General features: G+C 65.4%; 28 protein-coding genes and 1 riboswitch. Of the genes, 15 read left to right on the top strand and 13 right to left on the bottom strand.

The annotated features are described in order from the left end of the window. Window positions 1–14: 14 nt before the first annotated feature. A complete protein-coding gene (locus IB243_RS01390) occupies window positions 15–629 on the bottom strand; it encodes a DJ-1/PfpI family protein (RefSeq protein WP_057272798.1) in 615 nt (204 codons plus the stop codon). 133 nt (window positions 630–762) lie between these two features. Here IB243_RS01390 and IB243_RS01385 point away from each other — a divergent pair, with 133 nt between their 5' ends. Then, window positions 763–2,097, top strand: coding sequence for a PLP-dependent aminotransferase family protein (locus tag IB243_RS01385; RefSeq protein ID WP_192424478.1), 1,335 nt, complete (start codon window positions 763–765; stop codon window positions 2,095–2,097). Here IB243_RS01385 and IB243_RS01380 read toward each other — a convergent pair. Further along, a complete protein-coding gene (locus IB243_RS01380; protein WP_192424476.1) occupies window positions 2,066–3,058 on the bottom strand; it encodes a universal stress protein in 993 nt (330 codons plus the stop codon). The genes IB243_RS01385 and IB243_RS01380 overlap by 32 nt on opposite strands. A 126-nt stretch (window positions 3,059–3,184) precedes the next feature. Continuing rightward, complete coding sequence (locus tag IB243_RS01375) at window positions 3,185–3,595, bottom strand: GreA/GreB family elongation factor (protein WP_010461303.1); 411 nt, start codon at window positions 3,593–3,595, stop codon at window positions 3,185–3,187. 726 nt (window positions 3,596–4,321) lie between these two features. Here IB243_RS01375 and IB243_RS01370 point away from each other — a divergent pair. Next, window positions 4,322–5,608: an ankyrin repeat domain-containing protein gene (locus tag IB243_RS01370; RefSeq protein WP_192424474.1), complete on the top strand. Its 1,287-nt coding sequence runs from the start codon at window positions 4,322–4,324 to the stop codon at window positions 5,606–5,608. Between the two features lie 203 nt (window positions 5,609–5,811). Here the strand turns inward: IB243_RS01370 and IB243_RS01365 are convergent, their stop codons facing one another. The 9 genes from IB243_RS01365 to IB243_RS01325 all read right to left on the bottom strand — a co-directional run bounded on the left by IB243_RS01365 (window position 5,812) and on the right by IB243_RS01325 (window position 12,807). Further along, window positions 5,812–6,027: a molybdopterin-binding protein gene (locus IB243_RS01365; RefSeq protein ID WP_010461298.1), complete on the bottom strand. Its 216-nt coding sequence runs from the start codon at window positions 6,025–6,027 to the stop codon at window positions 5,812–5,814. 187 nt (window positions 6,028–6,214) lie between these two features. Continuing rightward, window positions 6,215–7,030: an ATP-binding cassette domain-containing protein gene (locus IB243_RS01360; protein ID WP_085940264.1), complete on the bottom strand. Its 816-nt coding sequence runs from the start codon at window positions 7,028–7,030 to the stop codon at window positions 6,215–6,217. A 205-nt stretch (window positions 7,031–7,235) separates the two neighbouring features. Continuing rightward, the gene (gene ssuC, locus IB243_RS01355) at window positions 7,236–8,111 is read right to left on the bottom strand and encodes an aliphatic sulfonate ABC transporter permease SsuC (protein WP_192424472.1); all 876 of its coding nucleotides are present in this window, start codon (window positions 8,109–8,111) and stop codon (window positions 7,236–7,238) included. Then, window positions 8,108–8,500 carry a VOC family protein gene (locus tag IB243_RS01350; RefSeq protein WP_057223825.1) on the bottom strand — a complete coding sequence of 131 codons (393 nt, stop codon included), beginning with the start codon at window positions 8,498–8,500 and terminating at the stop codon, window positions 8,108–8,110. Before IB243_RS01350 ends, ssuC begins: the two co-directional genes overlap by 4 nt. Window positions 8,501–8,523: 23 nt before the next feature. Continuing rightward, window positions 8,524–9,687, bottom strand: coding sequence for an FMNH2-dependent alkanesulfonate monooxygenase (ssuD, locus tag IB243_RS01345; protein ID WP_192424470.1), 1,164 nt, complete (start codon window positions 9,685–9,687; stop codon window positions 8,524–8,526). Window positions 9,688–9,718: 31 nt separating this feature from the next. Continuing rightward, window positions 9,719–9,859 carry a hypothetical protein gene (locus IB243_RS01340; RefSeq protein WP_010461289.1) on the bottom strand — a complete coding sequence of 47 codons (141 nt, stop codon included), beginning with the start codon at window positions 9,857–9,859 and terminating at the stop codon, window positions 9,719–9,721. Window positions 9,860–9,883: 24 nt separating this feature from the next. Next, window positions 9,884–10,858 carry a sulfonate ABC transporter substrate-binding protein gene (locus tag IB243_RS01335; RefSeq protein WP_192424468.1) on the bottom strand — a complete coding sequence of 325 codons (975 nt, stop codon included), beginning with the start codon at window positions 10,856–10,858 and terminating at the stop codon, window positions 9,884–9,886. 172 nt (window positions 10,859–11,030) lie between these two features. Next, window positions 11,031–11,621 (bottom strand): NADPH-dependent FMN reductase, encoded by a 591-nt coding sequence (ssuE, locus tag IB243_RS01330; RefSeq protein WP_010461285.1) that lies wholly within the window; start codon window positions 11,619–11,621, stop codon window positions 11,031–11,033. A 163-nt stretch (window positions 11,622–11,784) separates the two neighbouring features. Next, window positions 11,785–12,807 (bottom strand): sulfate ABC transporter substrate-binding protein, encoded by a 1,023-nt coding sequence (locus tag IB243_RS01325; protein ID WP_010461283.1) that lies wholly within the window; start codon window positions 12,805–12,807, stop codon window positions 11,785–11,787. Window positions 12,808–12,965: 158 nt separating this feature from the next. On the opposite strand from IB243_RS01325, the gene IB243_RS01320 reads away from it, so the two are divergent. The 13 genes from IB243_RS01320 to IB243_RS01260 all read left to right on the top strand — a co-directional run bounded on the left by IB243_RS01320 (window position 12,966) and on the right by IB243_RS01260 (window position 25,941). Next, window positions 12,966–13,238: an oxidative damage protection protein gene (locus tag IB243_RS01320; RefSeq protein WP_010461281.1), complete on the top strand. Its 273-nt coding sequence runs from the start codon at window positions 12,966–12,968 to the stop codon at window positions 13,236–13,238. An 89-nt stretch (window positions 13,239–13,327) separates the two neighbouring features. Further along, window positions 13,328–15,289 (top strand): FAD-dependent 5-carboxymethylaminomethyl-2-thiouridine(34) oxidoreductase MnmC, encoded by a 1,962-nt coding sequence (mnmC, locus tag IB243_RS01315; protein ID WP_192424466.1) that lies wholly within the window; start codon window positions 13,328–13,330, stop codon window positions 15,287–15,289. A gap of 114 nt (window positions 15,290–15,403) precedes the next feature. After that, window positions 15,404–16,207, top strand: coding sequence for a sulfite exporter TauE/SafE family protein (locus IB243_RS01310; protein ID WP_192424464.1), 804 nt, complete (start codon window positions 15,404–15,406; stop codon window positions 16,205–16,207). A gap of 11 nt (window positions 16,208–16,218) precedes the next feature. Further along, window positions 16,219–18,003, top strand: a complete 1,785-nt coding sequence (locus IB243_RS01305) for a nitrite/sulfite reductase (protein WP_192424462.1) — start codon at window positions 16,219–16,221, stop codon at window positions 18,001–18,003. A gap of 40 nt (window positions 18,004–18,043) precedes the next feature. Further along, window positions 18,044–18,433 carry a DUF934 domain-containing protein gene (locus IB243_RS01300; protein ID WP_029413763.1) on the top strand — a complete coding sequence of 130 codons (390 nt, stop codon included), beginning with the start codon at window positions 18,044–18,046 and terminating at the stop codon, window positions 18,431–18,433. 40 nt (window positions 18,434–18,473) lie between these two features. After that, window positions 18,474–19,097: a phosphoadenosine phosphosulfate reductase family protein gene (locus IB243_RS01295; protein WP_010461266.1), complete on the top strand. Its 624-nt coding sequence runs from the start codon at window positions 18,474–18,476 to the stop codon at window positions 19,095–19,097. 19 nt (window positions 19,098–19,116) lie between these two features. After that, window positions 19,117–20,079 carry a sulfate adenylyltransferase subunit CysD gene (cysD, locus tag IB243_RS01290; protein ID WP_010461263.1) on the top strand — a complete coding sequence of 321 codons (963 nt, stop codon included), beginning with the start codon at window positions 19,117–19,119 and terminating at the stop codon, window positions 20,077–20,079. Next, on the top strand, window positions 20,079–21,446 hold the full coding sequence (locus IB243_RS01285) for a sulfate adenylyltransferase subunit 1 (protein WP_192424460.1): 1,368 nt from the start codon (window positions 20,079–20,081) through the stop codon (window positions 21,444–21,446). The genes cysD and IB243_RS01285 overlap by 1 nt, the downstream gene beginning before the upstream one ends. A gap of 114 nt (window positions 21,447–21,560) precedes the next feature. Further along, window positions 21,561–21,890 carry a ferredoxin FdxA gene (fdxA, locus tag IB243_RS01280; protein WP_056744243.1) on the top strand — a complete coding sequence of 110 codons (330 nt, stop codon included), beginning with the start codon at window positions 21,561–21,563 and terminating at the stop codon, window positions 21,888–21,890. A gap of 124 nt (window positions 21,891–22,014) precedes the next feature. Then, window positions 22,015–23,070, top strand: coding sequence for an NAD(P)/FAD-dependent oxidoreductase (locus IB243_RS01275; RefSeq protein WP_192424458.1), 1,056 nt, complete (start codon window positions 22,015–22,017; stop codon window positions 23,068–23,070). A gap of 125 nt (window positions 23,071–23,195) precedes the next feature. After that, window positions 23,196–23,555 carry a nuclear transport factor 2 family protein gene (locus tag IB243_RS01270; protein WP_010461256.1) on the top strand — a complete coding sequence of 120 codons (360 nt, stop codon included), beginning with the start codon at window positions 23,196–23,198 and terminating at the stop codon, window positions 23,553–23,555. Between the two features lie 12 nt (window positions 23,556–23,567). After that, window positions 23,568–24,449: a helix-turn-helix domain-containing protein gene (locus tag IB243_RS27400; protein ID WP_192424456.1), complete on the top strand. Its 882-nt coding sequence runs from the start codon at window positions 23,568–23,570 to the stop codon at window positions 24,447–24,449. 35 nt (window positions 24,450–24,484) lie between these two features. Further along, window positions 24,485–24,588, top strand: a riboswitch (TPP riboswitch). 72 nt (window positions 24,589–24,660) lie between these two features. Then, window positions 24,661–25,941 (top strand): cytosine permease, encoded by a 1,281-nt coding sequence (locus IB243_RS01260; RefSeq protein WP_192424454.1) that lies wholly within the window; start codon window positions 24,661–24,663, stop codon window positions 25,939–25,941. A 68-nt stretch (window positions 25,942–26,009) separates the two neighbouring features. On the opposite strand, the gene thiD is transcribed toward IB243_RS01260, so the two are convergent. Further along, window positions 26,010–26,858, bottom strand: a complete 849-nt coding sequence (thiD, locus tag IB243_RS01255) for a bifunctional hydroxymethylpyrimidine kinase/phosphomethylpyrimidine kinase (protein WP_192424452.1) — start codon at window positions 26,856–26,858, stop codon at window positions 26,010–26,012. Window positions 26,859–26,903: the final 45 nt, after the last annotated feature.

The raw sequence follows: 26,903 nt of genomic DNA, 5'->3' as shown, positions 1-26,903 counted from the left end.
CGCCTGCGGCCAGCCTACGCCAAGCTGGCGATGGGGACTTGGTTTTCGATGTGGCCCATCGCGCGGGCGACGTACTCCTCCTTCTCGCCCACCGGGGCAAAGTAGTGGATGACTTCGCGGGCCGCCTCGGGCCCTTCCAGCCTCGCAATCAGCCAGGCTGCCAGGTACTGCGCCGACAGGCAACCGCCCGCCGTGGCCACATTGCCCCGGGCCACAAAGGGCTGGTTCAGCACAGTGATGCCGGCCTCCTGGACCCAGGGCTTGGTCGTCAGGTCGGTGCAGGCCGGCACGCCGTCGAGCAAGCCCAGCCTGGCCAGGATCAAAGCCCCCGAACACTGGGCGCCCAGCAGCTGGCGCGCCGGATCGAAGTCGAGCTGCGCCATCAGCGCGGCGTCCTGCACCACCTCGCGAGTCTTCATACCGCTGCCCACCAGCACGGCATCGGCCGAACGCGCATACGGCAGCAGCGACTGAGCCTCCACCGTCACACCGTTCATGGAACACACCCGGGCGGTGGGGCAGCACAGCGACACCTCCCACCCCGGTTTCTTCACTCGGTTGAGCAGCCCCAGGGCAATCAGGGAGTCGAGTTCGTTGAAACCGTCGAAGGTCAGGATGGCGATGCGCATGGCGGTGGTGTTCCTGTTCAGTAGAGGAAAGGAGAGTGAATGAAGCACGGAATGGCGAAATGCATCCTACCGGTGGCATTCAATACAATCGAAAAATTGTCATAGATACGTTTCAACGCAGGGGCACAACGCCATGGGCCAGGTTCGGTACAAACAAGTGGTGGACGCATTGGCGTCCGACATCCGCGCAGGGCAGCTGCGGCCGGGCACCCGCCTGCCCACCCACCGCGCGCTGGCCCAGCGGCACGGCCTTGCGCTGGCCACGGCAAGCCGCGTGTATGCCGAGCTGGAGGCCATCGGCCTGGTGGTGGGGGAAACCGGGCGCGGCACCTTTGTGCGCGACCCGGCCTCCCCGCGCGGTGCCGACGCCGACCTCACCACACCCGCGCCCAGCGCCACCGACCTGTCCTTCAACAACCCCAGCGTGCCGGGCCAGGCAGACCTGCTGCGGGACGCGCTGCGCAAGCTGGCCGCCTCTGGCGACCTGGAATCGCTGCTGCACTACCACCCCTATGGCGGTCGGCCGCACGAACGCGCCATCGTGGCCGGGCACCTGAAGGCACGCCAATTGCAGGTGACGGGCGAGCAGGTGCTCATCGTCAACGGCGCGCAGCACGGCATGGCCGTGGCGGCCATGGGCCTGCTCAACCCCGGCGACGTGGTGGCGGTGGATGCCCTCACCTACCCCGGCTTTCGGGTTTTGGCAGAACGCCTGCGGCTGGACCTTGCCCCGGTGCCGGTCGGCCCTGCCGGCACCGACCTGGACGCCCTGCAGCGCCTGTGCGAAACCCGGCCCGTGCGCGCCATCTACACCATGCCCACCCTGCACAACCCGCTGGGCTGCGTGATGGGTGCCCGCGCACGCAAGCGCCTGGTGGCCATGGCCCGCGCGCATGACCTGCTGATGATCGAAGACGCACCCTACGCCTACCTCGCGCCCGAGGCGCCGCCTCCCATCGCGGCGCTGGCACCCGAGCGCACGGTGTACCTCTCCAGCCTGTCCAAGAACGTGGCCACGGGCTTGCGGTTTGGCTTTGTGGCCACATCGCGGGAGCTGATCGCCCCCATCGAGCGCGCCGTGCGCGCCACCGCCTGGAACACGGCCGGGGTCGTCACCGCCATCGCCTGCAGCTGGATCGAAGACGGCACCGTGGCCCGGCTGGAGGCCGACAAACGCGCAGACACCGCGCAGCGCCAGGCCATTGCCACCCGGGCGCTGGCGGGGCTGCGGCTGGTGCGGCACCCGCACTCGTACTTCGTCTGGCTGCCGCTGGGCGACGACCAACGGGCCGACCGCATCGCCGCCACCCTGGCAGAACGCGGGGTGTCGGTGTCGACCGCCGAGGGGTTTGCCACCACCACCCATGTGCCCCACGCGCTGCGCGTCGCGCTGGGATCGGTGGCCCTCGAAGACCTGCCCCGGGCACTGGGGGTTGTCAAGGACGTGGTGGTGCAGGACTGTTCGTGAACAGGTGCAGAGGTTCCCGGTGCGCGGCCGGGTTGGGATGGCTCGGCGAGCGCGGCGCGCCCGCCTTCACGCGGCGCACGGGCAGATCGGTGGCAAGGCGCTTCACGGCAGAACCACGGGACGCGGGCTGAAAACCGTGCGGCACCACCAGCACATCCGTGCGTGCATCGCGCAGGATGCGTTGCGCAACGCTCTCAAACATCAGGTCTGACAACGCAGAAGCCGGGTGCTTGCCCACCACGATCAGGTCAGCTGCCGTGTTCTGCTGCGCCACCAGAACCTGCCGCGCAGGGTCGCCCCGCCCGATGGAAGACGAGAGCCGATTGCGCCGTGCGTCGTAAGAATCGGTCAGCGTGAACATCCTGTCTTGCGCGTGGCGCCGGCACTGCTCCCGGTAGATCTGGATGGCGCGTTCAGACACTTCGGCATACCGCAGCTTGCCTTCGTTGGCAGTGCTGATGGCGTGGAACAGCTCCACCCGTGCGGACGGATGCAACGCCAAGCCCAGCTCCACCAGACGGTGCGACACCTGAGAGAAGTCCACCGCCACCATCAAGCTTCGGCAGGGCTGGTCTGCGGGATTGCGCACGACGATCACGGGGCGCTGGCAGGTACGCAGCATCTGGATGGCCGGATGTGTGCCGAACCAGGCGCGCAGCCCACGCACTGGCGCCGTGCCCCACACCACCAGGTCAGCACCCGCTGCCTCGCGGGCGACATCCGCAACCGTGGAGTCGATGCGCGCTGCCGCATGGACGTGAATGTTGTGGCGCTGCCGAAGCTGCAGCGCGTGGTGCGACAGCCGCACGGCAGCGTCCGGCAGGGGGACTTCACCGGGGTGGGCCAGATAGACCAGCTTCAATGGAGCACGGTGCTCAACGCAGAGCAGCGCTGCGCGCGCAAGCGCGTGGCCTCCCTGCTGGGAAAAATCGGTGACGACGAGGATGGAGCGAGGGGTCATGGTTGAACGTCTTTCTGATTGAACAGCGCGCACCTGTCCCGCAACGCCGCTGCGAGACGGCGCCGGGCTGGATGGCTGTGATGGGCGGGGCGCGGCCAGGGGCGGGCCGCAGGCTTGCGGAAAGGACTAGGTGACGTAGTCGCCCGTGGCCTCGGGCTGGAACTGGATGCTCTCAACCACGGCCGCGCACTCTTCGCCATGCGGCGTGTGCCACTTGGCAACATCCCCCACCCTCAGGCCCAGCAGGCTGATGCCCACCGGCGACAGCACCGAGATAAAACCCGCTGCGGGTTCTGCATCCTGCGGATAGCAAACCGTGAGCACCTGGCGCCGGTGGGTGTGCACGTCCACCAGTTCCACACGGGAATACATGGTGACCACGTCAGACCGCACAGCGCGGGAACTGGTCACTTCGGCGTTCGCAAGGAGGTCCGCAAGAATGGGCGGCTGCCGCTGGCCCGCAAGCCTCGTCAGACGGGAAAAATCAAGTTCTGTGAGCGTGCGCTCGCCATGAACGACAACAACAACTTCATGCATGAAAGCACTCCATCAAATGCGGCTGCCGCCCCGTGGGGTCAAACGGCCGCTACCGCGCGAGGCTGGTGCCCGGCGGTGGATGGTTGCGCTGAAAGAGGATGGGGAGAGAGGGTGCCGCCGGGCTTAGGAATGTGCTGGCGTCAGCTGACGACGCGCATTTTTCTTTGCCACCGCTCGCGCGACAGCCGCTGCGTGGAGCAGCGCAGCCAAGGCGGCAAAAGTGCAAAGAAGGAGGATCGTCATGCGGCTGAGTCTAAGCCGCGCAGGCGGTTTTGGGCTGAATGGCCCCAGGGTTCTTGCCAGATAGCCGGTGGCGGGGTACTCATTTTTTGATAGCTACTAGCGCGCATTTATAAAACATTAGACACGAACTCCCCCGAATTTAGCGCGCACGATGGGTGGCGAGAAATTCAGGGGTTCCTATTCAGAAAACCGGTTCTACAGAGGTTTGCGAAATCACTTCATGGCCCCCAACACCCGAACCACCGATGGAACATCCGCCCCCTCAGGCATCGGTTTCTGACAAACATCGAATCACTCTTCGTGCAGCTTCTAGCGCTGAGTGGCGGCCCACTGGACAACTTGTCCAGCAACGCCCGGCAAGCTCTACTTATCATCGGCCACGGTGTGACAGCGGCCCAAAGGGCTATGAAAAGGCAAACAGGCTTTTGCGGTTTCCGCTTTCGCTTCTGCCGACAACGATATCAAGGGAGATCAGCAATGGGGATGAATGCTTCGGTCACGGCGACTAGCTTACGGATCAACGAGGGACAGCAGGCTGAGGCGCTGAAAAGTTTGCAGAACGGGTGTGCCGCACACACGGCGGTGTCGGGCTATATCGGGGATGAGCAGGAGTTTATGCAGACTACCTTTCTCGCACGGGCGTTCGAACTGCTGCACATGGAATGCGAAGTGGACGGGCGCGATCTTGTGCGGATCGGGTTCGCGGGCGGCAAGAACGACATGTCTCACCATATCTGGCCCTTCATCGAAAAATATGTGGAGCAAGGCTCGGCGGTTTCCACGCTGTTTGAAACCGGTGAGGTAGAAACCGTGCGATTTGGCGAACAAGGCGATGACATATACGCTGAAGACGCCCACAGTGACGTGAGCGAGGAGGCGGATGAGTTCCTGGCGGAGATGGCCCACCGCAAGATTACCGACACCGAACTCGATGCGATAACGGGCAGCAAGGAGGGCATCGATTTTGTTGACGACAACCGCCGCACCCCGTTGCTGGTGGCTTGTGAGAACTACCGCTGGGCTGTGCGAGGCCTTGCCGACGCGGAGCTAGAGGACGATGAGGAGGTCCTTGATGAAGCCACAGAGCGCCTCGGCATCCATGCGCACAACCTTGAGATCGTCTTGCGCCGCAACCCGGACATGACAGCTCGCGATAACGATGGCTGTGACGCCCTTGGTTTCGCGGCCCAGTCCAGGGATGTTGAATTCGTCGACAAGCTTTTGTCGCATGGTGCCCCGGTCAGCGCAAGCACCTTCATTGATGCGGTGAATGGCCTTTCACTAGCGGTTTTCAAAAAAATAGCCCACAACAACACGCACCTGGCGGGCAAGGATTTGTTGGTCCATGCCTGTACCGCCGCGAGCTATGAACCCGAGAAAATGGCCATGGTCCGCCACCTCGTGGAAGGTTTCTACTGCGACGTGAATTCCCGGGCGGCTGAGCCCATTTGGGTGATGGAAGGGCGCGTGGGCCGCCATGGGACGCCCTTGATGGCCGCAGCGCTCACGGACGACGTAGCTGCGGTGGAATACCTGCTCCGCGCGGGCGCCGATGTGCATGCCCTCGATTGTTACAACAACACCGCCCTGCACTACTGCAGCGGGCAGACGTGGGTGGGGGGAAACGGGATGCAATGTTGGTTCGCGCGTGATGAGAACCCCCAGGTGACTGAAATGCTCCTTGAGCATGGTGCAGATGCCCTGGCCAGGAATGCCGCAGGCCGGACCTCGGCCGATCTGGCCCAAGGCCAGAGGGAGCAAGCAGCGTGAGTTGTTGGGCCATTGAATTGGGGACCGGCTCTTGCCTTTTTCATCTGGTCTACTCTCAGCCATTCGCCACGCTTTCCGCTCGATTCGTGCATAAATCGCAGAATCATGGCAGGCTAGCACACCGCTCAATTTGATAGCTTCCAGCGCTTACCCACCAAGCGCTGGAGCCCTATTTCATTCAAATTTTCTGTTCCACGGCTGCCTCACAGCTTGGCAATCGACACCTCCGTGGATTTGACCAGCGCGACCACGTCGGAGCCGACGACCAGGCCCAGGTCGTCCACCGAGCGGGTGGTGATGACCGAGGTGACAACGCCCCAGGGCGTTTCGACATCGACCTCGGAGACAACATCGCCGCGAATGATTTCGCGCACTTTGCCCTTGAACTGGTTGCGTACGTTGATGGCTTGAATGGACATGGGGTTCTCCTTGATAAGTCCGTTGAAAAAAGAAACAAAAAAGGCACTACACCTCGGTGCTACACCACTAACACGGCGCCCGACACTGGCGCCTTCCAGGCCAGCGCCACCGTGGAACTGGCTTTGCCAGGCCACCGGTGGCGTCCCCCTTTGGGGGAAGGCGCGAAGCGGCTCTGGGGGTAATCCATCACACCGCCCAGCGCAAACCGTGCGCGGGCACGCCGGGCCAGGGCACCTCGTGCGCAGGTTCCCCATCGGGCTTTTGCAGCACGCGGTCGAGGATGCGTTTTTCGATGGCGGCAAACGCGGCGTCGCCGTGCGAGCGGGGGCGTGGCAGGTCGATGCGCTGGTCCAGCGCGATCTGGCCGTCTTCGATCAGGATCACGCGGTCGGCCAGGGCCACGGCCTCTTGCACGTCGTGGGTGACCAGCAGCGCGGTGAAGCCGCTGCTGCGCCACAGGCCTTCGATGAGGCGGTGCATCTCGATGCGGGTCAACGCATCCAGCGCGCCCAGCGGTTCGTCGAGCAGCAGCAGCCGTGGGTTGTGCACCAGGGCGCGGGCCAGAGCCACACGCTGGCGCTGGCCGCCGGACAGGCGCGCGGGCCATTCGCCCAGCCGGTCGCCCAGGCCCACGCGGGCCAGCACGTCGGCCGCCGCGCCGCGTTGCCCGGGTGGCAGGCCCAGGGCCACGTTGTCCACCACGCGCTTCCAGGGCAGCAGGCGCGAGTCCTGGAACATGATGCGGGTGTCGCTGCTCAGGCCCGCAACGTCCTGGCCGTCGAGGCGGATCGCACCGCCCGAGACGGATTCGAGCCCCGCCACCAGGCGCAGCAGCGTGCTCTTGCCGCAGCCGCTGCGGCCCACGATGGCGACGAACTGGCCGGGCTCGATGACCAGCTCGGTCTTCTTGAGCACGTCACGCGTGCCGTAGCGTTTGTCCACGCCACGCACTTCCAGGCGGACGCCTTGTGGCTGCGATGGCGGGGTAATATTTCTAGTCAAAATTGCCTCCTACGCATGTCTAAAAAGCGCTAGCAGCTATAAAAAAGTGAGTACCTGGGCGCAATGACTGCGCTCGGCGAGGCCCAATGCCAGGGACGCCGCGCAAGGGCCGCCCCGCCGCGCTGGCGTCGTCCCCCTTCCCGTAGCGCGCAGCGCGCAGCGCGTAGAGAGAAGGGGGAAGCGGCACAGCCGCTCAGGGGGATGTTCATGCCTGATACCCGGGATGCCACCGCAGCCAGTACCGCTCCAGCCCCTTGGCAAACACGTCGGCCAGCTTGCCCAGCAGCGCGTACAGCAGGATGCCCACGAGCACGATGTCGGTCTGCAGGAACTCGCGGGCGTTCATGGTGAGGTAGCCAATGCCGGCCTGCGCCGAGATGGTTTCGGCCACGATCAGGATCACCCACATCAGGCCCAGCGAGAAGCGCAGCCCCACCAGGATGCTGGAGAGCGCACCGGGCAGGATGATCTGCCGGTAAAGCTGCCAGCGGCCCAGGCCGTAGGTGCGGCCCATCTCGATGAGGCCCGGGTCCACATTGCGGATGCCGTGGAAGGTGTTGAGGTAGATCGGGAAGAACACCGACACGCTGATGAGGAACAGCTTGGCCGACTCGTCGATGCCGAACCACAGGATCACCAGCGGGATCAGCGCCAGCGCAGGGATGTTGCGCACCATCTGGATGGTGGAGTCGAGCAGCGTTTCAAACAGCTTGACCGAGCCGGTGAGCAGGCCCAGCAGCAGCCCCAGACCACCCCCGATGGCCAGCCCGGCCAGCGCGCGGCCCGCGCTGACCTTGACGTGGGTCCACAGCTCACCGGATTCGGTCAGGGTCCAGGCGGCCTTGACCACTTCGAGCGGGGCCGGCAGCACGCGGCTGGACAGCCAGCCTTGCGACGATGCGATCTGCCACAGCACGATGAGGCCCACGGGCACGGCCCAGGGCAGCAGGCGCTGTGCGACGTTGGCCAGAAAGCGGGCCAAGGGAGCGGGCAGCAACGGCCCCTCGATCGGCAGGTCTACGGAGTCCGCCACGGGCGAAATCTGCAGCTCTCGCACCGCCTGGGTCTGTGTCTGGGTCATGGGGTGCTCTCGCGTTCTTGTTCGTTGTCGTATTCGTGGTCGGGCTCCAGGAACTCCAGCTGGTTGCCCGCCGGGTCCTTGACGTAAAAGCGCAGGTACCCGGGCAGCGCGCGGTTTTCCACCAGCGCCAGCTCGGCCTGCAGCAGGCGGTGGCGCAGCGCAGGCAGGTCCTGCACCTCAAAGGCCAGGTGCGACACCGCAGGGGCGGGCTGCCAGTGCTCGGTGGGCACCAGGTCGATGCGCTGCGTGCCGGCGGCAAAACGCAGGGTGTTGCCGGCTTTCAGACGCACTTCGGGCAGGCCCAGCAGGCTGGCGTAGAAGCGCCGGATCGGCGCCTCGGCCCCGGCCGGGAAGGCCAGCTGCACGTGGTTGATGGACTGGATGCTCATGGCAGGCTCCTTTGGGGGCGGTTTCAGCTTTGCGACGCGCGCGGCACAAAGTCGTTGGCCACGGTCTCGCCAAACGGGCCCAGCGGATTGCCGCCAGCGAGCTGGTCGCGCAGCTTCAGCGGCAGCAGCGGAAACACCAGCTCGGCGAAGCGGTAGGCCTCTTCGAGGTGCGGGTAGCCCGAGAGCACGAAGGTGTCCAGGCCCAGGGCCGCGTACTCCTCGATGCGTGCGGCCACCGTCTGCGGGTCGCCCACCAGCGCGGTGCCCGCGCCACCGCGCACCAGGCCCACGCCCGCCCACAGGTTGGGGCTGATTTCGAGGTCCTTGCGGCTGCGCTTGACGCCCTTGTTGTGCAATGCGGCCATGCGGCGCTGGCCTTCGGAATCCATGCGCGAGAACACGGCCTGCGCACGCACCACGGTGTCGTCATCGACATGGCTGATGAGTTCTTCGGCGGCGGCCCAGGCTTGGTCGTCGGTTTCGCGCACGATGACGTGCAGGCGGATGCCGAACTTCACGGTGCGGCCCTGCTTGGCAGCACGGGCGCGCACGTCGGCCACCTTTTTCGCCACTTCGGCGGGGGGCTCGCCCCAGGTGAGGTAGGTCTCGACCTGCTCGGCGGCCAGGTCATGGGCAGCATCGGATGACCCGCCGAAATACACGGGCGGATGCGGCTTCTGCAGCGGCGGGAACAGCAGCTTGGCGCCTTTCACGGACAGGTGCTTGCCTTCGTAGTCAAAGGTCTGTCCCTCGTGGCTGCGCGCCAGGATCTCGCGCCAGATGCGGATGAACTCGGCCGACTGCTCATAGCGGGTGGCATGGTCCAGAAAAACGCCGTCGCCCTCCAGCTCCGTCTGGTCGCCGCCCGTCACCAGGTTGATCAGCAGGCGCCCGCCCGACAGCCGGTCGAACGTGGCCGCCATGCGCGCGGCCAGCGCGGGCTGGTGCAGGCCGGGGCGCACGGCGACCAGGAACTTGAGCTTCTTCGTCACTGCGATCAGGCTGGATGCAACGACCCAGGGGTCTTCGCAGGAGCGGCCGGTGGGGATCAGCACGCCTTCGTAGCCCAGGCTGTCGGCCGCCACGGCCACCTGCTGGAGGTAGTCGTGGCTGAGCTGGCGTGCGCCCTTGGCGGTGCCGAGGTAACGGCTGTCGCCGTGGGTGGGAATGAACCAGAAGATTTGCATGGAGCAGGTCTTTTCAGTGCGTTCGGTACGTTCAATACGAAATGGCAAAGCCGAACTGCGGGGCACGGTGCACCACACGGCGTTGCTGCGTGTTCAGCCCCCAGGCGGCGGCCGTCACACACAGAACGCGCTGCAGCTGTGCATGCAACGGAAAGGGCATGGGCGCGGGCATGGCAGGCTCCTTGAACGGTGGGGGTTACAGCAGATCGACGGGCGCGGCGTGCAGCAGGTTGAGCTTTTTGGGGATCAGCTTCAGGTCGAAGAAGGTGTCTGCGATCTGTTGCTGCTCGGCCAGGATCTCGCGGGTGACCGGGGCGGTGCCAAACTTCGCGCGGTTGAGGTAGAGCTCGGTGATGGACTTGTCCAGCCCCAGCACGGCAGACAATTCGGCGGCGGCGGCCGTCTTGTTCTTGGAGGCCCAGGTGTCAATCGCATTGACCTCTTCGATCGCAATGCGCAGCACGTCGGTGTTCTTGGTCGCGAAGTCGCGCGAGGTGAAGTAGTACGCGCGGTTGTTGACCACCCCCGTGGCGTCGGCCAGCAGGCGGGCGTCCAGGGTTTTCTGGGCGGCGGCCAGGAAAGGGTCCCAGATGATCCAGGCATCGACTGCGCCCTTTTCAAAGGCGGCCCGCGCATCGGCCGGCGCCAGGAAGACGGACTGCACGTCGCCGTACTTCAGGCCATTCTTCTCGAGCAGCTTGACCAGGAAGTACTGCACGTTGGAGCCCTTGTTGTAGGCCACGCGCTTGCCCTTGAGGTCGGCCACGTTGCGGATGGGCGAACCGTTTGGCACGATCACCGCCTCCAGCGCGGGGCGCGGCACGGTGGCACCGGCGTAGACCAGCGGGGCGCCTGCCGCCTGGGCAAAGATGGGGGGCGCCTCGCCCACATCGCCAAAGTCGATGGAGCCCACGTTGAGCGCTTCGAGCTGCACCGGGCCTGCGTTGAACTCGGTCCAGGTGACCTTCACCCCCAGCGGGGCCAGGCGCTTTTCGAGCGTGCCACGCCCTTTGAGGATGGAGAGCCAACCCTTTTGGTGGCCCACACGCAGCACGCGGGAAGCGGCGGGGGCCTGGGCCCAGGCCTGGGGGGCGGCAGCCACTGCGGCGGTGGCCGCGACCGTGGCGAGCAGGTGGCGGCGCTGAAGGGAAAAACGGGTCAGTTCATTCATGGGGCGGATTCCGAGTGCGATGCACAACAAAGGGTGGGCGCAGGAGCCGGGCTTGCAGCAGGCGGCACGCCGCCCTGCCCGCGCACCCGGCGCAGCAAAAATCAAAAAAGGTGAAAGAAGGGGAAGGAAGGTGGCGCTGGCACTGCGGGCCTGCCGCAGCGCCGAGCTGGCGTCAGACGCTACATCGCACCTGGGAGAAATGCACGGGCGCAAACCGTGTGGCCTGGGCGGGCGATGGCCGCAGGGTTTCGGTCACAAGCACATTGACGGCCTCGTCCAGCCGGGTGGCAATGTCGTCGTTCAGATGGTAGGAGCCTTCGGGCGTCAGCGTGACCTGGGCATCGGTGGCATAGATGCCCGGCAGGATGCTTTTGGCGCCGAGCGACTGCAGCACCGGGCGCAGGGCATAGTCCAGTGCCAGCATGTGGTGCGGACTGCCGCCCGTGGCCAGGGGCAACACGACCTTGCCCTTGAGTGCCGTTTGGGGCAACAGGTCCAGAAACACCTTGAGCACGCCGCTGTAAGCCGCCTTGTAGACCGGCGTGGCCACCACCAGCACGCGGGCCTGGGCCACCTGGTCGATGGCCCCCACCACCGTGGGGTGGCCAAAATCGGCCAGCAGCAACGCCTGGGGCGAGAGGTCGCGGATGTGGACGCGGTCCACCAGCGCACCCCGCACCGACAGGCGCTGGGCCACGGCATCGAGCAAGGCGGCAGAACGTGAGCGTTCTGAAGGGCTGCCGGCGATGAGCAAGGCGGACATATCGTTCCTATACTACTGTTTTGATAGCTATCAGCGCTTTACAGACAAGCGCCAGAGGCTGATTTCTTATAAAAATGGACGAGCAGTACCCCTCCCCGCCCGTTCGGGCGGGGTTCGCCGAGGCTGGGGCACCACCCACCCCACCCGCCCAGGCGGGGTGAACTTATTTCCGCGTATAGATCTGGTCGAAGCTGGCGTTGTCCGCAAAGTGGTCCTTGGCCGCCTTGTCCCAGCCACCAAACGCATCGTTGATGGTGAACAGGTTCAGCTTGGGGAACTGCTTGGCGTACTTGGCCTTGGCTTTGTCAGACACGGCCGGGCGGTAGAAGTGTTTGCCGGCGATGTCCTGGCCCTCTTCGGTGTAGAGGTACTGCAGGTAGGCCTCGGCCACGGCGCGCGTGCCCTTCTTGTCCACGTTCTTGTCCACCACGGTCACGGCGGGCTCGGCCAGGATGGAGATTGAGGGGGCGATCACGTCGAACTTGGCGCCGAATTCCTTTTCGAGCAGGTAGGCCTCGTTTTCCCAGGCGATGAGCACATCACCCTGGTTGCGCTGGGCAAAGGTGATGGTGGAGCCGCGCGCGCCCGTATCGAGGACCGGCACATTGCCGTACAGCTTGGCCACGAAGTCCTTGGCCTTGGCATCGCTGCCCAGCTTGCGCTTGGCGAATTCCCAGGCGGCCAGGTAGTTCCAGCGGGCGCCGCCCGAGGTCTTGGGGTTGGGCGTGATCACGCTGATGCCGGGCTTGATGAGGTCGTCCCAGTCCTTGATGCCCTTGGGGTTGCCCTGGCGCACCACCAGCACGATGGTGGAGGTGTAGGGCGAGCTGTTGTGCGGCAGGCGCTTTTGCCAGTCCTTCGGGATCCAGCCGCCGTTGGCATGCAGCGCGTCGGTGTCGCCAGCCAGCGCCAGGGTGGCCACGTCGGCATCCAGCCCGTCAATGATGGAGCGCGCCTGCTTGCCCGAGCCGCCATGGCTTTGCTTGATGGTCACGTCCTGGCCGGTCTTGGCCTTCCAGTGCTTGGAGAAAGCCTGGTTGAACTCCACATACAACTCGCGGGTGGGGTCGTACGACACATTGAGCAGCGTCACAGACTGTGCAAACGACGGCAATGCCGTCAGGGCCAAACTGCCCACCAGGGCGGCAGCGAAGGGAAACTTGATAAAGTCGCGGCGAAAGTTCATTGGAGGCCTCTTTTTTGGGAATGTATTTCGGTGCAAAACACCGATGAAACGCATTCTGGAAGGCCCTCTTCAAAACTGGAACTACTGAGATTTCAGTTCTTTATATCCAAAACATCTGAGCAACCCCTGTTTGCTCGCTCCATACAAGGAAACACCCCATGGCACGCACCGTTCAATGCATCAAGCTCGGCAAGGAAGCCGAAGGCCTCGACTTCCCCCCCTACCCTGGCGAACTGGGCAAGCGCATCTGGGAAAGCGTGAGCAAGGAAGCCTGGGCCGGCTGGCTCAAGCACCAGACCATGCTGGTCAATGAAAACCGCCTGAACCTGGCCGATGCGCGAGCCCGCCAGTACCTGGCGCGGCAGATGGAGAATCATTTCTTCGGCGGCGGCGCAGACGCCGCGGCGGGATACGTCCCGCCCAGTGCGTGACGCAGCGCAACACACCCCGGAGCGGTTCGCGGTAAAAACCGCCTTCTCTTTCCAACAGGCCGGCGCCACGCCGGCCTTTTGCCGTTCTCATGACTGAACCCATCGAGTGGCTGCCGGACGGCACCCCCTACAGTCCCCGCTTCGGCGACCGCTACCACAGCGAAAACGGCGGCCTGGACCAGGCCCGCCGGGTGTTTCTGAACGGCTGTGGCCTGCCCGAGGCCTGGGCGGGGCAGCCGCAATGGCGCATTCTGGAGACAGGGTTTGGCTTTGGCCTGAACTTCCTGGTGACCTGGGCCGCCTGGCGGGCCGACCCCACGCGGCCCACGCTGCTGCACTTCGTATCGACAGAAGCCTGGCCCGTGAGTGCAGCCGATCTGCTGCGTGCCACCTCAGTCCACCCTGAGCTGGCCCCGTTGGCAGAAGCACTGCACCAGCAATGGTGGGGCCTGCTGCCGGGCGTGCACCGCCTGCGTTTTGATGACGGCCGGGTGCTGCTCACCCTGTATGTGGGCGACACCCAGGCCATGCTGCGCCAGCAGAACCTGACGGTGGATTCCATCTACCTCGACGGCTTCAGCCCCCAACGGAACCCCGAAAACTGGGACCTGCACACCCTGAAGGCCGTAGCGCGCTGTTGCCGTCGCGGTACACAACTCGCCACCTGGACCATCGCACGCGCTGTGCGCGATGCCCTGGCCCAATGTGGCTTTGAAGTGACCCGTGTGCCCGGTGTGCCGCCCAAGCGCGACAACCTGCACGCCACCTACAACCCGCGCTGGGAACCGCGGACCACGCGCCAGCCTGTGGCCACGGCCGACCCCGCCCTGCCCGGCCCCTGCATCGTGATCGGCGGCGGCATTGCGGGCGCGGCCACCGCCGCCAGCCTGGCGCGGCGCGGCTGGCAGGTCATGGTGCTGGACCAGGCCCCCGAGCCCGCCGCAGGCGCATCGGCCCTGCCCGCTGGGGTGTTTGCGCCGCATGTATCGCCGGATGACAGCGTGCTCTCGCGCTTGTCGCGCAGCGGCATCCGCACCACGCTGGAGCAGGCCCGCTGGCTGCTGAGCGAGGGCGTGGACTGGGCCCATTGTGGTGTGCTGGAGCACCGCACCGATGGCACACCCGGCCTGCCCCCCGGCTGGGCAGCCGGGCCGGGCGCGGCCTGGAGCGAGCCTGCATCACCTGCCACGCTGGCGAAGGCCCAATTGCCCACCGATGCCACGGCCTGCTGGCACCACCAGGCGGGCTGGGTGCGCCCTGCGCGTTTGGCCAGGACCTTGCTGGCGCAGCCCGGCATACGCTGGCAAGGCGGCTGCCAGGTGGCGCAGTTGCGACGCACCGAGCGCCCTGCCGCCGACGGCAGCCCAGCGACCTCCATCTGGCAGGCGCTAGACGCCCAGGGCCAGGTGCTGGCCGAGGCGCCCACCGTGGTCATCGCGGCGGGCGCGGGCAGCCTCCCGCTGCTCAACCACCGCTGGCTTTTGCAGCCGGTGCGGGGGCAGGTGTCCTGGGGCGTGCATACGGACCCTGCGGCGCCACTGCTGCCGTTTCCGGCCAATGGCAACGGCAACCTGGTTCCTCGATTTCCGCTGGAAGACACCCCTGTGGGCCACCATGGCTGGGTAGTGGGCTCCACTTTTGAACGCGACGTCGAGGCCCTGCCCCCCACCGCCGCCGATGTCCAGGCGGCCCACGCCACCAACTGGGCCAAGCTGCAGGGCCTGCTGCCCGGGATAGCCCCGGAGCTGGAACCCGCATTTGCCCGGGCGCTCTCCACCCCCCTCGCGGCATCAGACCTTGAAGAGGGGCCTGCGGCAGCCCCTGCCGTGCAGTCCTGGGCCGCCGTGCGTTGCACCGCGCCGGATCGCCTGCCCATCGTCGGCCCCGTGGACGCCACGGACCTTCGGGGGCTTTGGGTCAACACCGCCATGGGTGCGCGGGGGCTGACCCTGGCCCTGTTGTGCGGCGAACTGCTGGCCGCCCGCCTGCAAAGCGAACCCTTGCCGCTGGACGCAAGGCTGGCCAGGGCGCTGGGCACCGAGCGCCTGTAGCCATACCAAAACCCTTTAAAAACCCACGCCAACACTTGCTTATAAGAAATTGAGCATATTGGCAGAGCAAAACAATAGTTTGCATCCATAAGCCCGTCCCCTACATTCGCACCCATGCATGAATTGGCGTTTGTTTTTGCGGGCTTTGCTGTCGGGCTGATCGTAGGCCTGACGGGTGTGGGCGGCGGCTCGCTGATGACGCCGATCCTGATCTTCTTCTTTGGCGTCAAGCCCCACATGGCCGTGGGCACCGACCTGCTGTTTGCGGCCTTCACCAAGATGGGCGGCACCGTGAGCCTGGCCCACCAGCGCCTGGTGCCCTGGAAAGTGGTGGGCCAGCTTTGCGCGGGCAGCATTCCGGCCGCGCTGCTGGCGTTGTGGGCCCTCAAGGTGATGGGCCCCGCGAGCGGCATCGCCCAGCGTGTCATGACCACCACCCTGGGCTTTGCCCTGCTGCTGACGGCGGCGGCCACGCTCTACAAGGTGGTTGCGTTTTCTGCACAGCGCCAGGCGGCCGAAGCCGCAGCCCGCAAAAACCACGCTGGCGACCCCACACGCCCCCGCCACTGGAGCCTGCCCATCCTGATGGGCGCCGTGATCGGCACGCTGGTCACCTTTACCTCGGTGGGTGCGGGCGCCATTGGCGTCACCGTGCTGCTGCTGGTCTACCCCATGCTGCCCCTGCCGCGCATCATTGGCGCCGACATCGCCTACGCCGTGCCATTGACCCTCGTGGCTGGTCTGGGACACGCTTCGCTGGGCTCGGTCGATTGGCCTTTGCTTGCACAATTGCTGGCTGGCTCACTGCCGGGCATCTGGCTGGGCTCGCGCCTGGTGACCCGCACGCCCGAGCGCCTGATTCGCTCCGCCTTGTCCATCCTGCTGGCCTGGGCAGGCTTCAAACTGATTCTGATCTGAGTGGCTCCACGATGTACCAATACACCGAATTCGACCAACAATTTGTGCAGCAGCGCGCACGGCAGTTCCGTGACCAGCTCACGCGCTGGCAGACCGGCAAGCTGTCGGAAGACAACTTCCGCCCGCTGCGCCTGCAAAACGGCTGGTATGTGCAGCGCTATGCGCCCATGCTGCGCGTGGCCGTGCCCTATGGCGAAATCGCCAGCCGCCAGCTGCGCGTGCTGGCCCAGATCGCCCGCGAATACGACGAACCCGAAGCTGCCGTCTTCAAGGCCGCCATGGAAGGCCAGGGCAAGCTGGGTACCACCTTCCTGCCCAAGAACTGCGCCCACTTCACCACCCGCACCAATGTGCAGTTCAACTGGATTCCGCTGTCCAAAAGCGCCGACGTGATGGACCTGCTGGCCAGCGTTCAGCTGCACGGCATCCAGACCAGCGGCAACTGCATCCGCAACACCACCACGGACGCGCTGGCCGGCATCGCCGTGGACGAGATCGTGGACCCGCGCCCCTATGCGGAAATCATCCGCCAGTGGACCACGCTGCACCCCGAGTTCGCCTTTCTGCCGCGCAAGTTCAAGATCGCCATCAGCGGCGCCAAGGATGACCGCGCTGCCACGGGCTGGCACGATGTGGGCCTGCACGTGCTCAAGAACGAAGCTGGCGAGATCGGCTTCAAGGTGTTCGTGGGCGGCGGCATGGGCCGCACGCCCGTGATCGGCACCGTGATCCGCGAGTTCCTGCCCTGGAACCAGATCATGAACTACATCGAGGCCATCGTGCGCGTGTACAACGAGCACGGCCGCCGCGACAACAAATACAAGGCACGCATCAAGATCCTGGTCAAGGCCGAGGGCCAGCAGTACATCGACGACGTGGAAGAAGAGTACCGCCAGATCGTGGAGATCGACGGTGGCCCACACACCATCCCACAGGCCGAGTTCGACCGCGTGGCCGCCTGCTTTGTCACCCCCAAGCTGGCCGATATTGCCGACGTGCCCCCCGCTGCCCTGCAGGCCTCACTGGACGCCCAGGCTTCCGCGCATGTGATGTTTGGCCGCTGGCTCAAACGCAACGTGCACGCCCACCAAAATCCGCAGCTGCGCGCCGTCACGCTGTCGTTCAAGCGTCCGGGCCAGTCGCCCGGCGATGCCACCAGCGAACAACTCATCGCACTGGCCGATCTGGTGGACAAATATTCGGCCGGCGAAGCCCGCGTGACGCACGACCAGAACGTGCTGCTTCCCTGGGTGCATGGCAGCCGATTGTTTGCCCTGTGGCAAGAAGCCAAGGCCCTGGGTCTGGCCAGCGCCAACGTGCAGCTGCTCACCGACATGATCGCCTGCCCCGGCGGCGACTTCTGCGCGCTGGCCAACGCCCGCTCGCTGCCCATCGCAGAGGCCATCACCCAGCGCTACCAGGACCTGGACGAGCTCGATGACATCGGGGAGATCGACCTGCACATCAGCGGCTGCATCAACAGCTGCGGCCACCACCACAGCGGCCACATCGGCATCCTGGGCGTCGACAAGGACGGCAAGGAGTGGTACCAGGTCACGCTCGGCGGCTCCGATGGTTCTGACCTGTCGGGCGCGGCCGTGGCCGGCAAGGTGATTGGCCCCTCGTTCTCTGCCGCCGAAGTGCCCGACGTGATCGAGGCCGTGCTCGGCACGTACCGAGACCTGCGCGAACCAGGCGAAACCTTCCAGTCGGCCGTGCGCCGCACAGGCCTGGACCCGTTCAAGGAAGCCGCCAAGCAAGCGCGCCACAAAGAACCAGAAACCGCTGCCGCCTGAGCCCGCACAGCGCCGTACCGCACAGCCCACAGACATGATGTTGAAACTACTCGCCGCCCAAGACCACCAGCCGCCCGCAGAGGGTGACGCCCGCACCGTGGCCCTGCCCAACGATGCCGACGCCATGGCCCTGCCGCTCGATGGTGTGGAACGTGTGGACCTGCACTTCCCCAACTTCACCGATGGCCGCGCCTTCAGCCAGGCCTTCTTGCTTCGCCGCCGCCGTGGCTTTCAGGGCGAAATCCGCGCCACGGGCGACGTGCTGATCGACCAGTTGGTGCAGATGCAGCGCACGGGTTTCAGCAGCGCCGTGCTGGCCGAGGGCGTGGACGCTGCCGATGCGCAGCGCCAGTTTGCGCTGTTCCCTGGCTTTTACCAGGGCGATGCCGTGAACCCCCAGCCGCTGTTTGTCAGCCGGGCTGCTGCTTGAGCGCAGCCCTGAGCCCACGTATACCCTAGAACCCCACACCATGAGCCAATTCGACCTCACACTCGTCAACGCCGAACTCGGCCGCAACGCCCCCGGCCTGGTAGCCTGGGCGCTGGGCCTGGGCGAGCGATCCATCGTCACCACCAATTTCCGCCCCTTCGAGGCGGTGATCCTGCACATGGTCACGCAGGTGAACCCTGATGTGCCGGTGGTCTGGATGGACAATGGCTACAACACCGAGGCCACCTACCGCTTTGCCGACGAAGTGACGAAGCAACTGGGCCTGAAGCTGCAGATTTACCTGCCACGCCGCTCACGCGCACACCGCGAAGCGGTAGAAGGCGCAACACCAGCCCTGGACGACCCACGCCACGCCTTCTTCACCGAAGAAGTGAAGCTGGAGCCCTTTGCCCGTGCCCTGCGCGAGACAGCCCCCAAGGTGTGGTTCACCGCACTGCGTGCCACCGACACCGCCGTGCGCGCGCAGATGGACCCGGTCAGCATCAACCCTGATGGCCTGATCAAGGTGGCACCGCTGCTGCACTGGTCGTCCAAGGACCTGCACGAATACTGCGTCAAGCACGGCCTGCCCAACAACTTTGACTACGTGGACCCGACCAAGGGCGAAGACAACCGCGAGTGTGGGCTGCATCTTGCCCACTGACTCCGCCGCAGATCCGACCATGAACGCCCGCACCGATGCAGCACAGCTGCAGAACAACAACATGAGCTATCACCTCAACAACTCGCACCTGGATGCTCTGGAAGAAGAAACCATCTTCATCCTGCGCGAAGTGGCCGCCGCCTTTGAGCGCCCCGCCTTGCTGTTTTCGGGCGGCAAGGATTCGCTCGTCATGCTCAAATGCGCCGAAAAGGCCTTTGGCACCAAGGCCAGCGGCGGTGGCATTCCCTACCCGCTGCTCATGATCGACACGGGCCATAACTTCAAGGAAGTGACGGACTTCCGCGACTTCCGTGCGCAGGAACTGGGCGCCGAGCTCATCGTGCGCAGCGTCGAAGATTCCATGGCACGCGGCACGGTGCGCCTGGCCCACCCGGGCGAGAGCCGCAACGTGCACCAGTCGGTCACGCTGCTCGAAGCGATCGAGGAATTTCGCTTTGACGCCCTGATCGGCGGCGCGCGCCGCGACGAGGAGAAGGCCCGCGCCAAGGAGCGCATCTTCTCGCACCGTGACAGCTTTGGCCAATGGCAGCCCAAGGCCCAGCGGCCTGAACTGTGGACCCTGTTCAACACCCGCCTGCAGCCGAACGAACACTTCCGCGTGTTCCCGATCAGCAACTGGACCGAACTGGACGTGTGGCAGTACATCGACCGCGAGCAGATCGGCCTGCCCAGCATTTACTACACGCACAAGCGCCAGGTGGTGGACCGCAAGGGCCTGCTGATGCCCGTGACCGAACTGACACCGCCGCGTGACGGCGACGTGGTGGAGACGCGCGACGTGCGCTTTCGCACCGTGGGCGACATCACCTGCACCGCGCCGGTGGAGAGCACGGCGGCCACCCCGGCCGAGATCGTGATCGAGACCCTGGCCGCCGACGTGAGCGAACGCGGGGCGACGCGCATGGACGACAAGACCAGCGATGCCTCGATGGAAAAGCGCAAGAAAGACGGGTACTTCTGATGACCACTATGAATTCGATAGCTTCCAGCGCAATCCAGACAAGCGCTAGCGGCCAAAATAACCATATTTCCGCCCTCAAGTTCATTACCTGTGGCTCGGTGGACGATGGCAAGAGCACGCTGATCGGCCGCCTGCTGGTGGACAGCAAGGCCGTGCTGCAGGACCACCTTGCCGGCGTACAGCGCCAGGGCGAGACCGACCTGGCACTGCTGACCGACGGCCTCAGCGCAGAGCGCGAGCAAGGCATCACCATCGATGTGGCCTACCGCTACTTCGCCACCGAAGAGCGCAAGTTCATCATCGGCGACGCCCCCGGCCACGAGCAGTACACGCGCAACATGGTCACCGCCGCCAGCAGCGCCGATGCCGCCGTGGTGCTGGTCGATGCCACCAAGCTCGACTGGAAGAATGCCGACCTGGCCTTGCTGCCGCAGACCCGCCGCCACAGCCTGCTGGCCCATTTGCTGCGCGTGCACTCGCTGGTGTTTGCCGTGAACAAGCTCGACGCGGTGGCAGACCCCGTGCTGGCCTGGAAACATATCCAGGGCGCACTGCAGTCCTTCGCCCAGGCGGCTGGCATCACCGTGCGCGCCACGGTGCCGGTCTCCGCCCTCAAGGGCTGGAATGTGGTGGACGCCCACGCGGGCTGGTGCGGCTATGAAGGCCCCACGCTGCTGCAGGTGCTGGAGCAGTTGCCCAACACCCCAGCCGATACGGGCCTGCCCCTGGCCTTCCCCGTGCAGTGGGTCGAAAAGTCCTCGTCCTCGTCGTCGGACACATCCCAAGGCCGCCGCGTGTTCTGGGGCCGTGTGGCTTCGGGCAATGTAGCGCCTGGCACGCCCGTGCAGATCTTCCCCAGCGGCCAGCTGGCCACCGTGGCCCAGGTGCTGGACCATGCACGCCGCCCCAGGGATGTGCCCGCAGGCACCAGCGCGGGATTCATCCTGGACCGCGAGGTGGATGTCTCGCGCGGCGACTGGATTCTGGCGGCGCCTGCTGTCGCCACCCCCGCCGAAGACGACTTTGACACGCCGGCCAGCGTGCCCGCCTGGCCCGCCAGCCGCGAGCTGCGCACCACCATTGCCTGGATGGACGACGAACCCCTGGTCGCAGGCCGCGTGTATTGGGCGCTGCACGGCCACCGTTGGGTCAAGGCCAAGGTGAAAGCCGTGGTGCACAAGCTCAACATCAACACGCTGGCCGAAGAAGCCGCCACCCAGCTCGACCCCAATGCCATCGGCCATGTGGACCTGCTGCTGCAAGAGGCGATTCCCGCAGCGGCCTTCGGCAAAGCCCGGGTGCTCGGATCGCTGATCCTGGTGGACACCGCCAGCCACAAAACGGCCGGTGCCGTGCTGGTCAACTGATCTAGATCAGTGCCCCCAACCCCAGTCACCCCATCCGGGTGAGGGACCTTGTAACCAATGGTCGGTGAAAGCTTCTAAAATTGAGGGTTTTCACCGACCCACACAACTCCTGTCATGACCCACGTCGTCTCCGAAAACTGCATCAAGTGCAAGTACACCGATTGTGTGGACGTGTGCCCCGTGGACTGCTTCCGCGAAGGCCCGAACATGCTCGTCATCGATCCTGACGAATGCATCGACTGCGCCGTGTGCATCCCCGAGTGCCCGGCCAACGCCATTTTTGCCGAAGAAGACCTGCCGGCCGACCAGATCGCCTTCATCAAGCTCAACGCCGATCTGTCCTTTGCCGACGGCTGGAAGAGCATCACCAAGCGCAAGCCCGCGCTGCCAGACGCCGACGAGTGGAACGGCAAGCCGGGCAAGGTCAACGAACTAGTCAAGTGACCCCCCTGAGTCGCTTCGCGCCATCCCCCAAGGGGGATGCCACCAGTGGCCTGGCAAAGCCAGTTCCACGGTGGCACAGGTCTTTGGCAGCGCCAGTTTCGGGCGCTGCGCGCGTGGCTTGAGCATGATTCAAGAAACCGACGCCGTCGTCATCGGCGCGGGCCCTGTGGGCCTGTTCCAGGTCTTCCAGCTGGGCCTGCAAGGCATCACCGCCCACCTGATCGACGCCCTGCCCCATGCGGGCGGCCAGTGCGTCGAGCTGTACGGCGACAAACCCATCTACGACATCCCGGGCATCCCGGTGTGCACCGGGAGCGAGCTGGCCGGTTTGCTGCTTCAGCAGATTGCGCCGTTCAAGACGCAGTGGCACCTGAACACGCTGGTGTCGGCGCTCGCCGTGCACCCCGATGGGCGCCTGCTGGTCGAAACCTCGCAAGGTGCACAGCTGCTGGCCCGCACGGTGTTCATTGCCGCCGGCGTGGGCGCCTTTGTGCCACGCACGCTCAAGGTGGACGGCATCGAGCGCTTTGTGGGCACACAGGTTCACTACCAGAACCTGCCCTCCACGGCCAACGTGGCCGGGCGCCATGTGGTGGTGCACGGCGGCGACGAGCCCGCGGTGGCCCGCGCCGTGGAACTGGCCGAACAAGGCCAGGCTGCCCGCGTCAGCCTGCTGCACCGCCGCGATGTGTTCCAGGCCCCGGATGCCCTGCTGCAGCGCCTGCAGCAACTGCGCGATGCGGGCCGCATCCACGTCGAGGCCGCGCAGATCACCGGTATCGAAACCGCTGGTGACCAACTGACCGCCTTGCAGGTGGTGGACGCCGATGGCAGCACCCGCGCCCTGGCGCTGGACCTGCTGGTTGCCGTGCTGGGCATCTCGCCCCGCCTCGGGCCCATTGCGGACTGGGGTTTGGCCATGGACCGCAAACAGCTGGTGGTGGACACCGAGGCCTTCCGCACCAGTGTGCCCGGCATCTACGCCGTGGGCGACATCAACACCTACCCCGGCAAACGCAAGCTCATCCTGTGCGGCTTCCACGAGGCCACTCTCGCCGCCTTTGGCGCCGCCGAGGCGCTCAAGGGCGACAAGGTGGCGTTGCAGTACACCACCACCAGCCCACGGCTGCACCAGTTGCTGGGTGTGGCACCGGTATCGGCGCCGTCCGTCAGCGCGTAGTCCCGGCGGGCCAGGGTTCGTCACTTCGTGCCCAAACGACGCGCCCACAAATAAGCACAAAATGTCCAAAAGGCGCACAAGCGCCCGGCACGATGGCGTCTCCATTCACCCATCAGGAGCACACCATGAGCCAACAACCCCTTCAATCCATCTGGGACACCTACACCGCGTCGTGGAAGACCGACTCGGCCGCGGACCGCACAGCCCTTTTTACCCAGTCCCTCGACCCCGCCTGCACCTACAACGACCCGCTGGCCACCGCCCAGGGCTGGGACCAATTGACGGCCTACATGGACAACTTTCACAGCCAAGTGCCCGGTGGGCATTTTGTGACCCACTATTTCGCCAGCCACAACCAGCAGAGCATCGCCAAATGGAACATGGTGGATGGCAGCGGGCAGGTGATCGGGGAAGGCGTGAGCTACGGCCGGTACAACGACCAGAACCGGCTGGTTGCGATGACCGGTTTCTTTGAAACCCCTTGAACGGACACCACTGTGCTTTATCTCCGGCAAATCCAGGAGGGCATCGATTTCATCGAGGCCCATCTCGAATCCGATATCCAGCTTTCCGAGGTGGCTCGGGCTGCGGGGATGAGCCAGTGGCACTTCCAGCGGATCTTCAAGGCGCTGACCAACGAAACCCTCAAGACCTATATCCGGTCGCGCCGGTTCTCGCGGGCGCTGGAGCAGTTGACCAACACACGGTTGAGCGTGCTCGACATTGCGCTGGCGTCCGGGTACGAGACGCAGGAGAGTTTCACGCGCGCGTTCCGCGATTGCTTTCGGCTCACGCCGTCGCAGTACCGCAAGATGGGCAACCGCTCGCTGTTCGTGCGCAAGATCCGGTTTGACCAAAGCTACCTCGCGCACATTCACCACAACATTTCTCTGGAACCCGACATTCAGCAGCAGCCCGCCATGCAGCTGGTCGGGCTGCCCACGGACTACTACGGCATCGACTCCGAAAAGAACAACCTGGGCCAGAAACTGCCGCCCCTGTGGGCGAAGTTCCTGCCCCGGCTGGGCGAGATTGCGAACACCGTGCCCGGGGTCTGCTATGGCGCCGTGGCGCCAGCAGGACCCCACACGGAAGAGCTGCGCTACCTGGCCTGCATCGAAGTGCGCGGCCCCGGTGCGCTGCCACCGGGCATGGTGGCCCTGGAAATCCCCGGATCGACCTATGCACGCTTCACCCACCGGGGCCCTGCGCAGAATGTCGATGCGACAGTGAACTACATCTACTCCAGCTGGCTGCTGTCGGCCGGCGCGTCGCACACCCTGGGGCCGGATCTGGAAATCTACGGTGCCCAGTACCACCCAACGTCCGGCGACTCCGTGATGCACTACGCGATCCCGATTGCCCAGGCCAAGCGCTGACCCTCCCCCTACAATAGGACCGCGCTCCTTTGGGGCGCCATCGCTAGGGGTGTCGAACCGGCTTGCCGGAACCGACTGAGAGAGTCCCTTTGAACCTGATTGAGATCATCCTCGCGCAGGGAAGCACGTCCGCCTCGGCACAGCCCAGAATGAATTGACTTTGGGGCGCGCTGGCGGGCCGCCCCTGCTCTGTACTGCTACGGAGCCATCCATGTCCTCATCCCCCGCCGCGCCCGCCACCAACGAAGCGCTGGCCCCCGTATCCCCCGACCGCCGTGTCTTCCAATGGCATGACCATGCCTCGCTCTGGTTCAGCCTGGGCGTAGGCCTCTTGGTCATGCAGGTGGGCGCGTACCTGATGCCTGCGCTGGGCACGCAGGAGGCGCTGATCGCCATCGTCTGCGGCTCCATCGTGGGCGCGGGCCTGCTGGGCTGGGTGGCCAAGCTGGGCTGCGACAGCGGCCTGGCCAGCGCCGGGCTGATGCATGCGGTGTACGGCCGCACGTTTGCCAGCCTGCCGATCATTTTGAACATCGTGCAGCTGGTGGGCTGGGGCACGTTCGAGCTGGTGGTGATGCGCGATGCCACGGTGGCCATCGGCCAACAGTCCGGCACCATGGCCGGCGCGCATTGGCCCGTGCTGGCTACGCTGCTGTGGGGCGGCGTGGTGATGCTGCTCATCAGCGGCTCGATGGTGCAGCTGGTGCGCAAGGTGATCGCACGCGTGGCGCTGCCGCTGGTGGTGCTGTCGCTGCTGTGGCTGTCGTGGCAGTTTTTGTCGCTGGCGCAGGCCCAGGGTTTTGAAGCGCTGTGGACGCGCAAGGGCGAAGGCGGCATGGGCGTGCTGCCCGCGCTGGACCTGGTGATCGCCATGCCGATCTCGTGGCTACCTCTGGTGGCCGACTATGCGCGCCACGGCAAGCATGGTGGATCGGCGCTGCGCGGCACCTGGCTGGGCTACGCGCTGGCCAACATGTGGTGCTACACGCTGGGTGTGCTGGTGGCGTTGACCCTGCCGAGCAAGGACCTGGTGCAGGCGCTGCTGCTGGCCCAGGGCGGGCTGATCGCGCTGTCGCTGATCCTGATCGACGAGGTGGATAACGCCTATGGCGACACCTATTCGGGCGCGGTGTCGGCCCACAGCCTGCTGCCACGCTGGGGCGTGCGCAAGTGGGGCCTGGCCATGGCAGCCGTATGCACAGGCCTCGCACTGGTGCTGCCCATGCACAGCCTGGAGCCGTTTTTGTTGCTGCTCAGCTCGGTGTTTGTGCCGCTGTTTGGGGTGATCTTGGGCCGACTGGCGTTTGGCACCAACGCACCCGCGCTGCTGGCTGCGGCACGCCGGGTAAATGCGGCCCCGGTGGCGATCTGGTTGGTGGGGATTGCCGTCTACCACCTGGCTCCGCAGGTGGTACCGGGCGCGGGCTCGGCGCTGCCGGCGCTGGCGTTCAGCTTTTTGCTGGCCTGGGCCACACGGCCACGGGGCCATTGAATAGCTATCGAATTGTGAGCTACTAGCGCTTACCAGATAAGCGCTAGATGCCAAAAACAATCAAATTTCTACAACACCAACTGCGCCACAGGCGCATAGCCGTGGTTGAGCGGACCGTGGCCACGGCCGGTGGTCACATTGGCCCCTGCGGCGATGGCGCCCAGAATGTAGGCACGCGCGCGCTCCACCGCCTGCTGCAAGGGCAGGCCCTGCGCCAGGTGTGCCGCAACGGCCGACGACAAGGTGCAGCCGGTGCCGTGCCCGTTGGGCGTGGCAATGCGTGCTGACTCCAGCCGCTGCCGCACGCCGTTGCGGGTGGCCAGAACGTCCACCACCCAGTCTCCGGGCAGGTGGCCACCCTTGAGCAGCGCTGCGCGTGCGCCCAGCGCGCACAGCGCCTGCGCGGCTTCATCCAGCGTTTCCACGCCCTTGATGCTGCGCCCCAGCAACCAGCCCGCCTCATCCAGGTTGGGGGTGATCACCTCGGCCAGCGGAAACAGTTCCTGCACCAGCACGCTCACGGTTTCTGCGGCGATGAGCCGGTCGCCGCTGGTAGCCACCATCACGGGGTCGAGCACCACATGCGGCAGCTGGTAGGTGCGGATGGCATCGGCCACCACGCGCACCACTTCGGGCGAATGCAGCATGCCGATCTTGACCGCGTCCACGCCGATGTCCTTCACCACGGCATCGATCTGGGCCTTGAGCATCTCGGGCGGAATGCCGTGGATGCCCGTCACGCCACAGGTGTTCTGCGCCGTGATGGCGGTGATGGCCGTCATGCCGTAGCAGCCCAGGGCGCTGAAGGTCTTGAGGTCGGCCTGGATGCCCGCCCCGCCGCCGCTGTCGGAACCGGCGATGGAAAGCACGCGCACATAGCGGCGTGCTGCGGAGGTCGGGGGGGTCAATGAAGTCATGGCAAAAATTATGGCCTATGCGCTAGCGCAAAAAGAGCTGCCTTT

It is taken from the genome of Acidovorax sp. ACV01, from assembly GCF_014851495.1.
Lineage (GTDB): Bacteria > Pseudomonadota > Gammaproteobacteria > Burkholderiales > Burkholderiaceae_C > Acidovorax > Acidovorax radicis.
The sequence above is the reverse complement of the archived record's forward strand: the minus strand, read 5'-3'. Positions and strand labels throughout refer to the sequence as shown.

Bases quoted from the DNA above. Each gene is read 5' to 3' on its own strand.
- IB243_RS01350 (WP_057223825.1), bottom strand. From the start codon at position 8,500: ATGAGCATCCAGTCCATCAACCACGTGCAGCTGGCCTTCCCGGCCGGG.
- IB243_RS01340 (WP_010461289.1), bottom strand. From the start codon at position 9,859: ATGCCCGCGCCCATGCCCTTTCCGTTGCATGCACAGCTGCAGCGCGTT.
- IB243_RS01285 (WP_192424460.1), top strand. From the start codon at position 20,079: ATGACCACTATGAATTCGATAGCTTCCAGCGCAATCCAGACAAGCGCT.
- mnmC (WP_192424466.1), top strand. From the start codon at position 13,328: ATGACTGAACCCATCGAGTGGCTGCCGGACGGCACCCCCTACAGTCCC.
- cysD (WP_010461263.1), top strand. From the start codon at position 19,117: ATGAACGCCCGCACCGATGCAGCACAGCTGCAGAACAACAACATGAGC.
- IB243_RS01325 (WP_010461283.1), bottom strand. From the start codon at position 12,807: ATGAACTTTCGCCGCGACTTTATCAAGTTTCCCTTCGCTGCCGCCCTG.
- IB243_RS01260 (WP_192424454.1), top strand. From the start codon at position 24,661: ATGTCCTCATCCCCCGCCGCGCCCGCCACCAACGAAGCGCTGGCCCCC.
- IB243_RS01365 (WP_010461298.1), bottom strand. From the start codon at position 6,027: ATGTCCATTCAAGCCATCAACGTACGCAACCAGTTCAAGGGCAAAGTG.
- IB243_RS01310 (WP_192424464.1), top strand. From the start codon at position 15,404: ATGCATGAATTGGCGTTTGTTTTTGCGGGCTTTGCTGTCGGGCTGATC.
- fdxA (WP_056744243.1), top strand. From the start codon at position 21,561: ATGACCCACGTCGTCTCCGAAAACTGCATCAAGTGCAAGTACACCGAT.
- IB243_RS01335 (WP_192424468.1), bottom strand. From the start codon at position 10,858: ATGAATGAACTGACCCGTTTTTCCCTTCAGCGCCGCCACCTGCTCGCC.
- IB243_RS01270 (WP_010461256.1), top strand. From the start codon at position 23,196: ATGAGCCAACAACCCCTTCAATCCATCTGGGACACCTACACCGCGTCG.
- IB243_RS01305 (WP_192424462.1), top strand. From the start codon at position 16,219: ATGTACCAATACACCGAATTCGACCAACAATTTGTGCAGCAGCGCGCA.
- ssuE (WP_010461285.1), bottom strand. From the start codon at position 11,621: ATGTCCGCCTTGCTCATCGCCGGCAGCCCTTCAGAACGCTCACGTTCT.
- IB243_RS01370 (WP_192424474.1), top strand. From the start codon at position 4,322: ATGAATGCTTCGGTCACGGCGACTAGCTTACGGATCAACGAGGGACAG.
- IB243_RS01380 (WP_192424476.1), bottom strand. From the start codon at position 3,058: ATGACCCCTCGCTCCATCCTCGTCGTCACCGATTTTTCCCAGCAGGGA.
- IB243_RS01295 (WP_010461266.1), top strand. From the start codon at position 18,474: ATGAGCCAATTCGACCTCACACTCGTCAACGCCGAACTCGGCCGCAAC.
- ssuD (WP_192424470.1), bottom strand. From the start codon at position 9,687: ATGCAAATCTTCTGGTTCATTCCCACCCACGGCGACAGCCGTTACCTC.
- IB243_RS01320 (WP_010461281.1), top strand. From the start codon at position 12,966: ATGGCACGCACCGTTCAATGCATCAAGCTCGGCAAGGAAGCCGAAGGC.
- IB243_RS01275 (WP_192424458.1), top strand. From the start codon at position 22,015: ATGATTCAAGAAACCGACGCCGTCGTCATCGGCGCGGGCCCTGTGGGC.
- thiD (WP_192424452.1), bottom strand. From the start codon at position 26,858: ATGACTTCATTGACCCCCCCGACCTCCGCAGCACGCCGCTATGTGCGC.
- ssuC (WP_192424472.1), bottom strand. From the start codon at position 8,111: ATGACCCAGACACAGACCCAGGCGGTGCGAGAGCTGCAGATTTCGCCC.
- IB243_RS01385 (WP_192424478.1), top strand. From the start codon at position 763: ATGGGCCAGGTTCGGTACAAACAAGTGGTGGACGCATTGGCGTCCGAC.
- IB243_RS01375 (WP_010461303.1), bottom strand. From the start codon at position 3,595: ATGCATGAAGTTGTTGTTGTCGTTCATGGCGAGCGCACGCTCACAGAA.
- IB243_RS01390 (WP_057272798.1), bottom strand. From the start codon at position 629: ATGCGCATCGCCATCCTGACCTTCGACGGTTTCAACGAACTCGACTCC.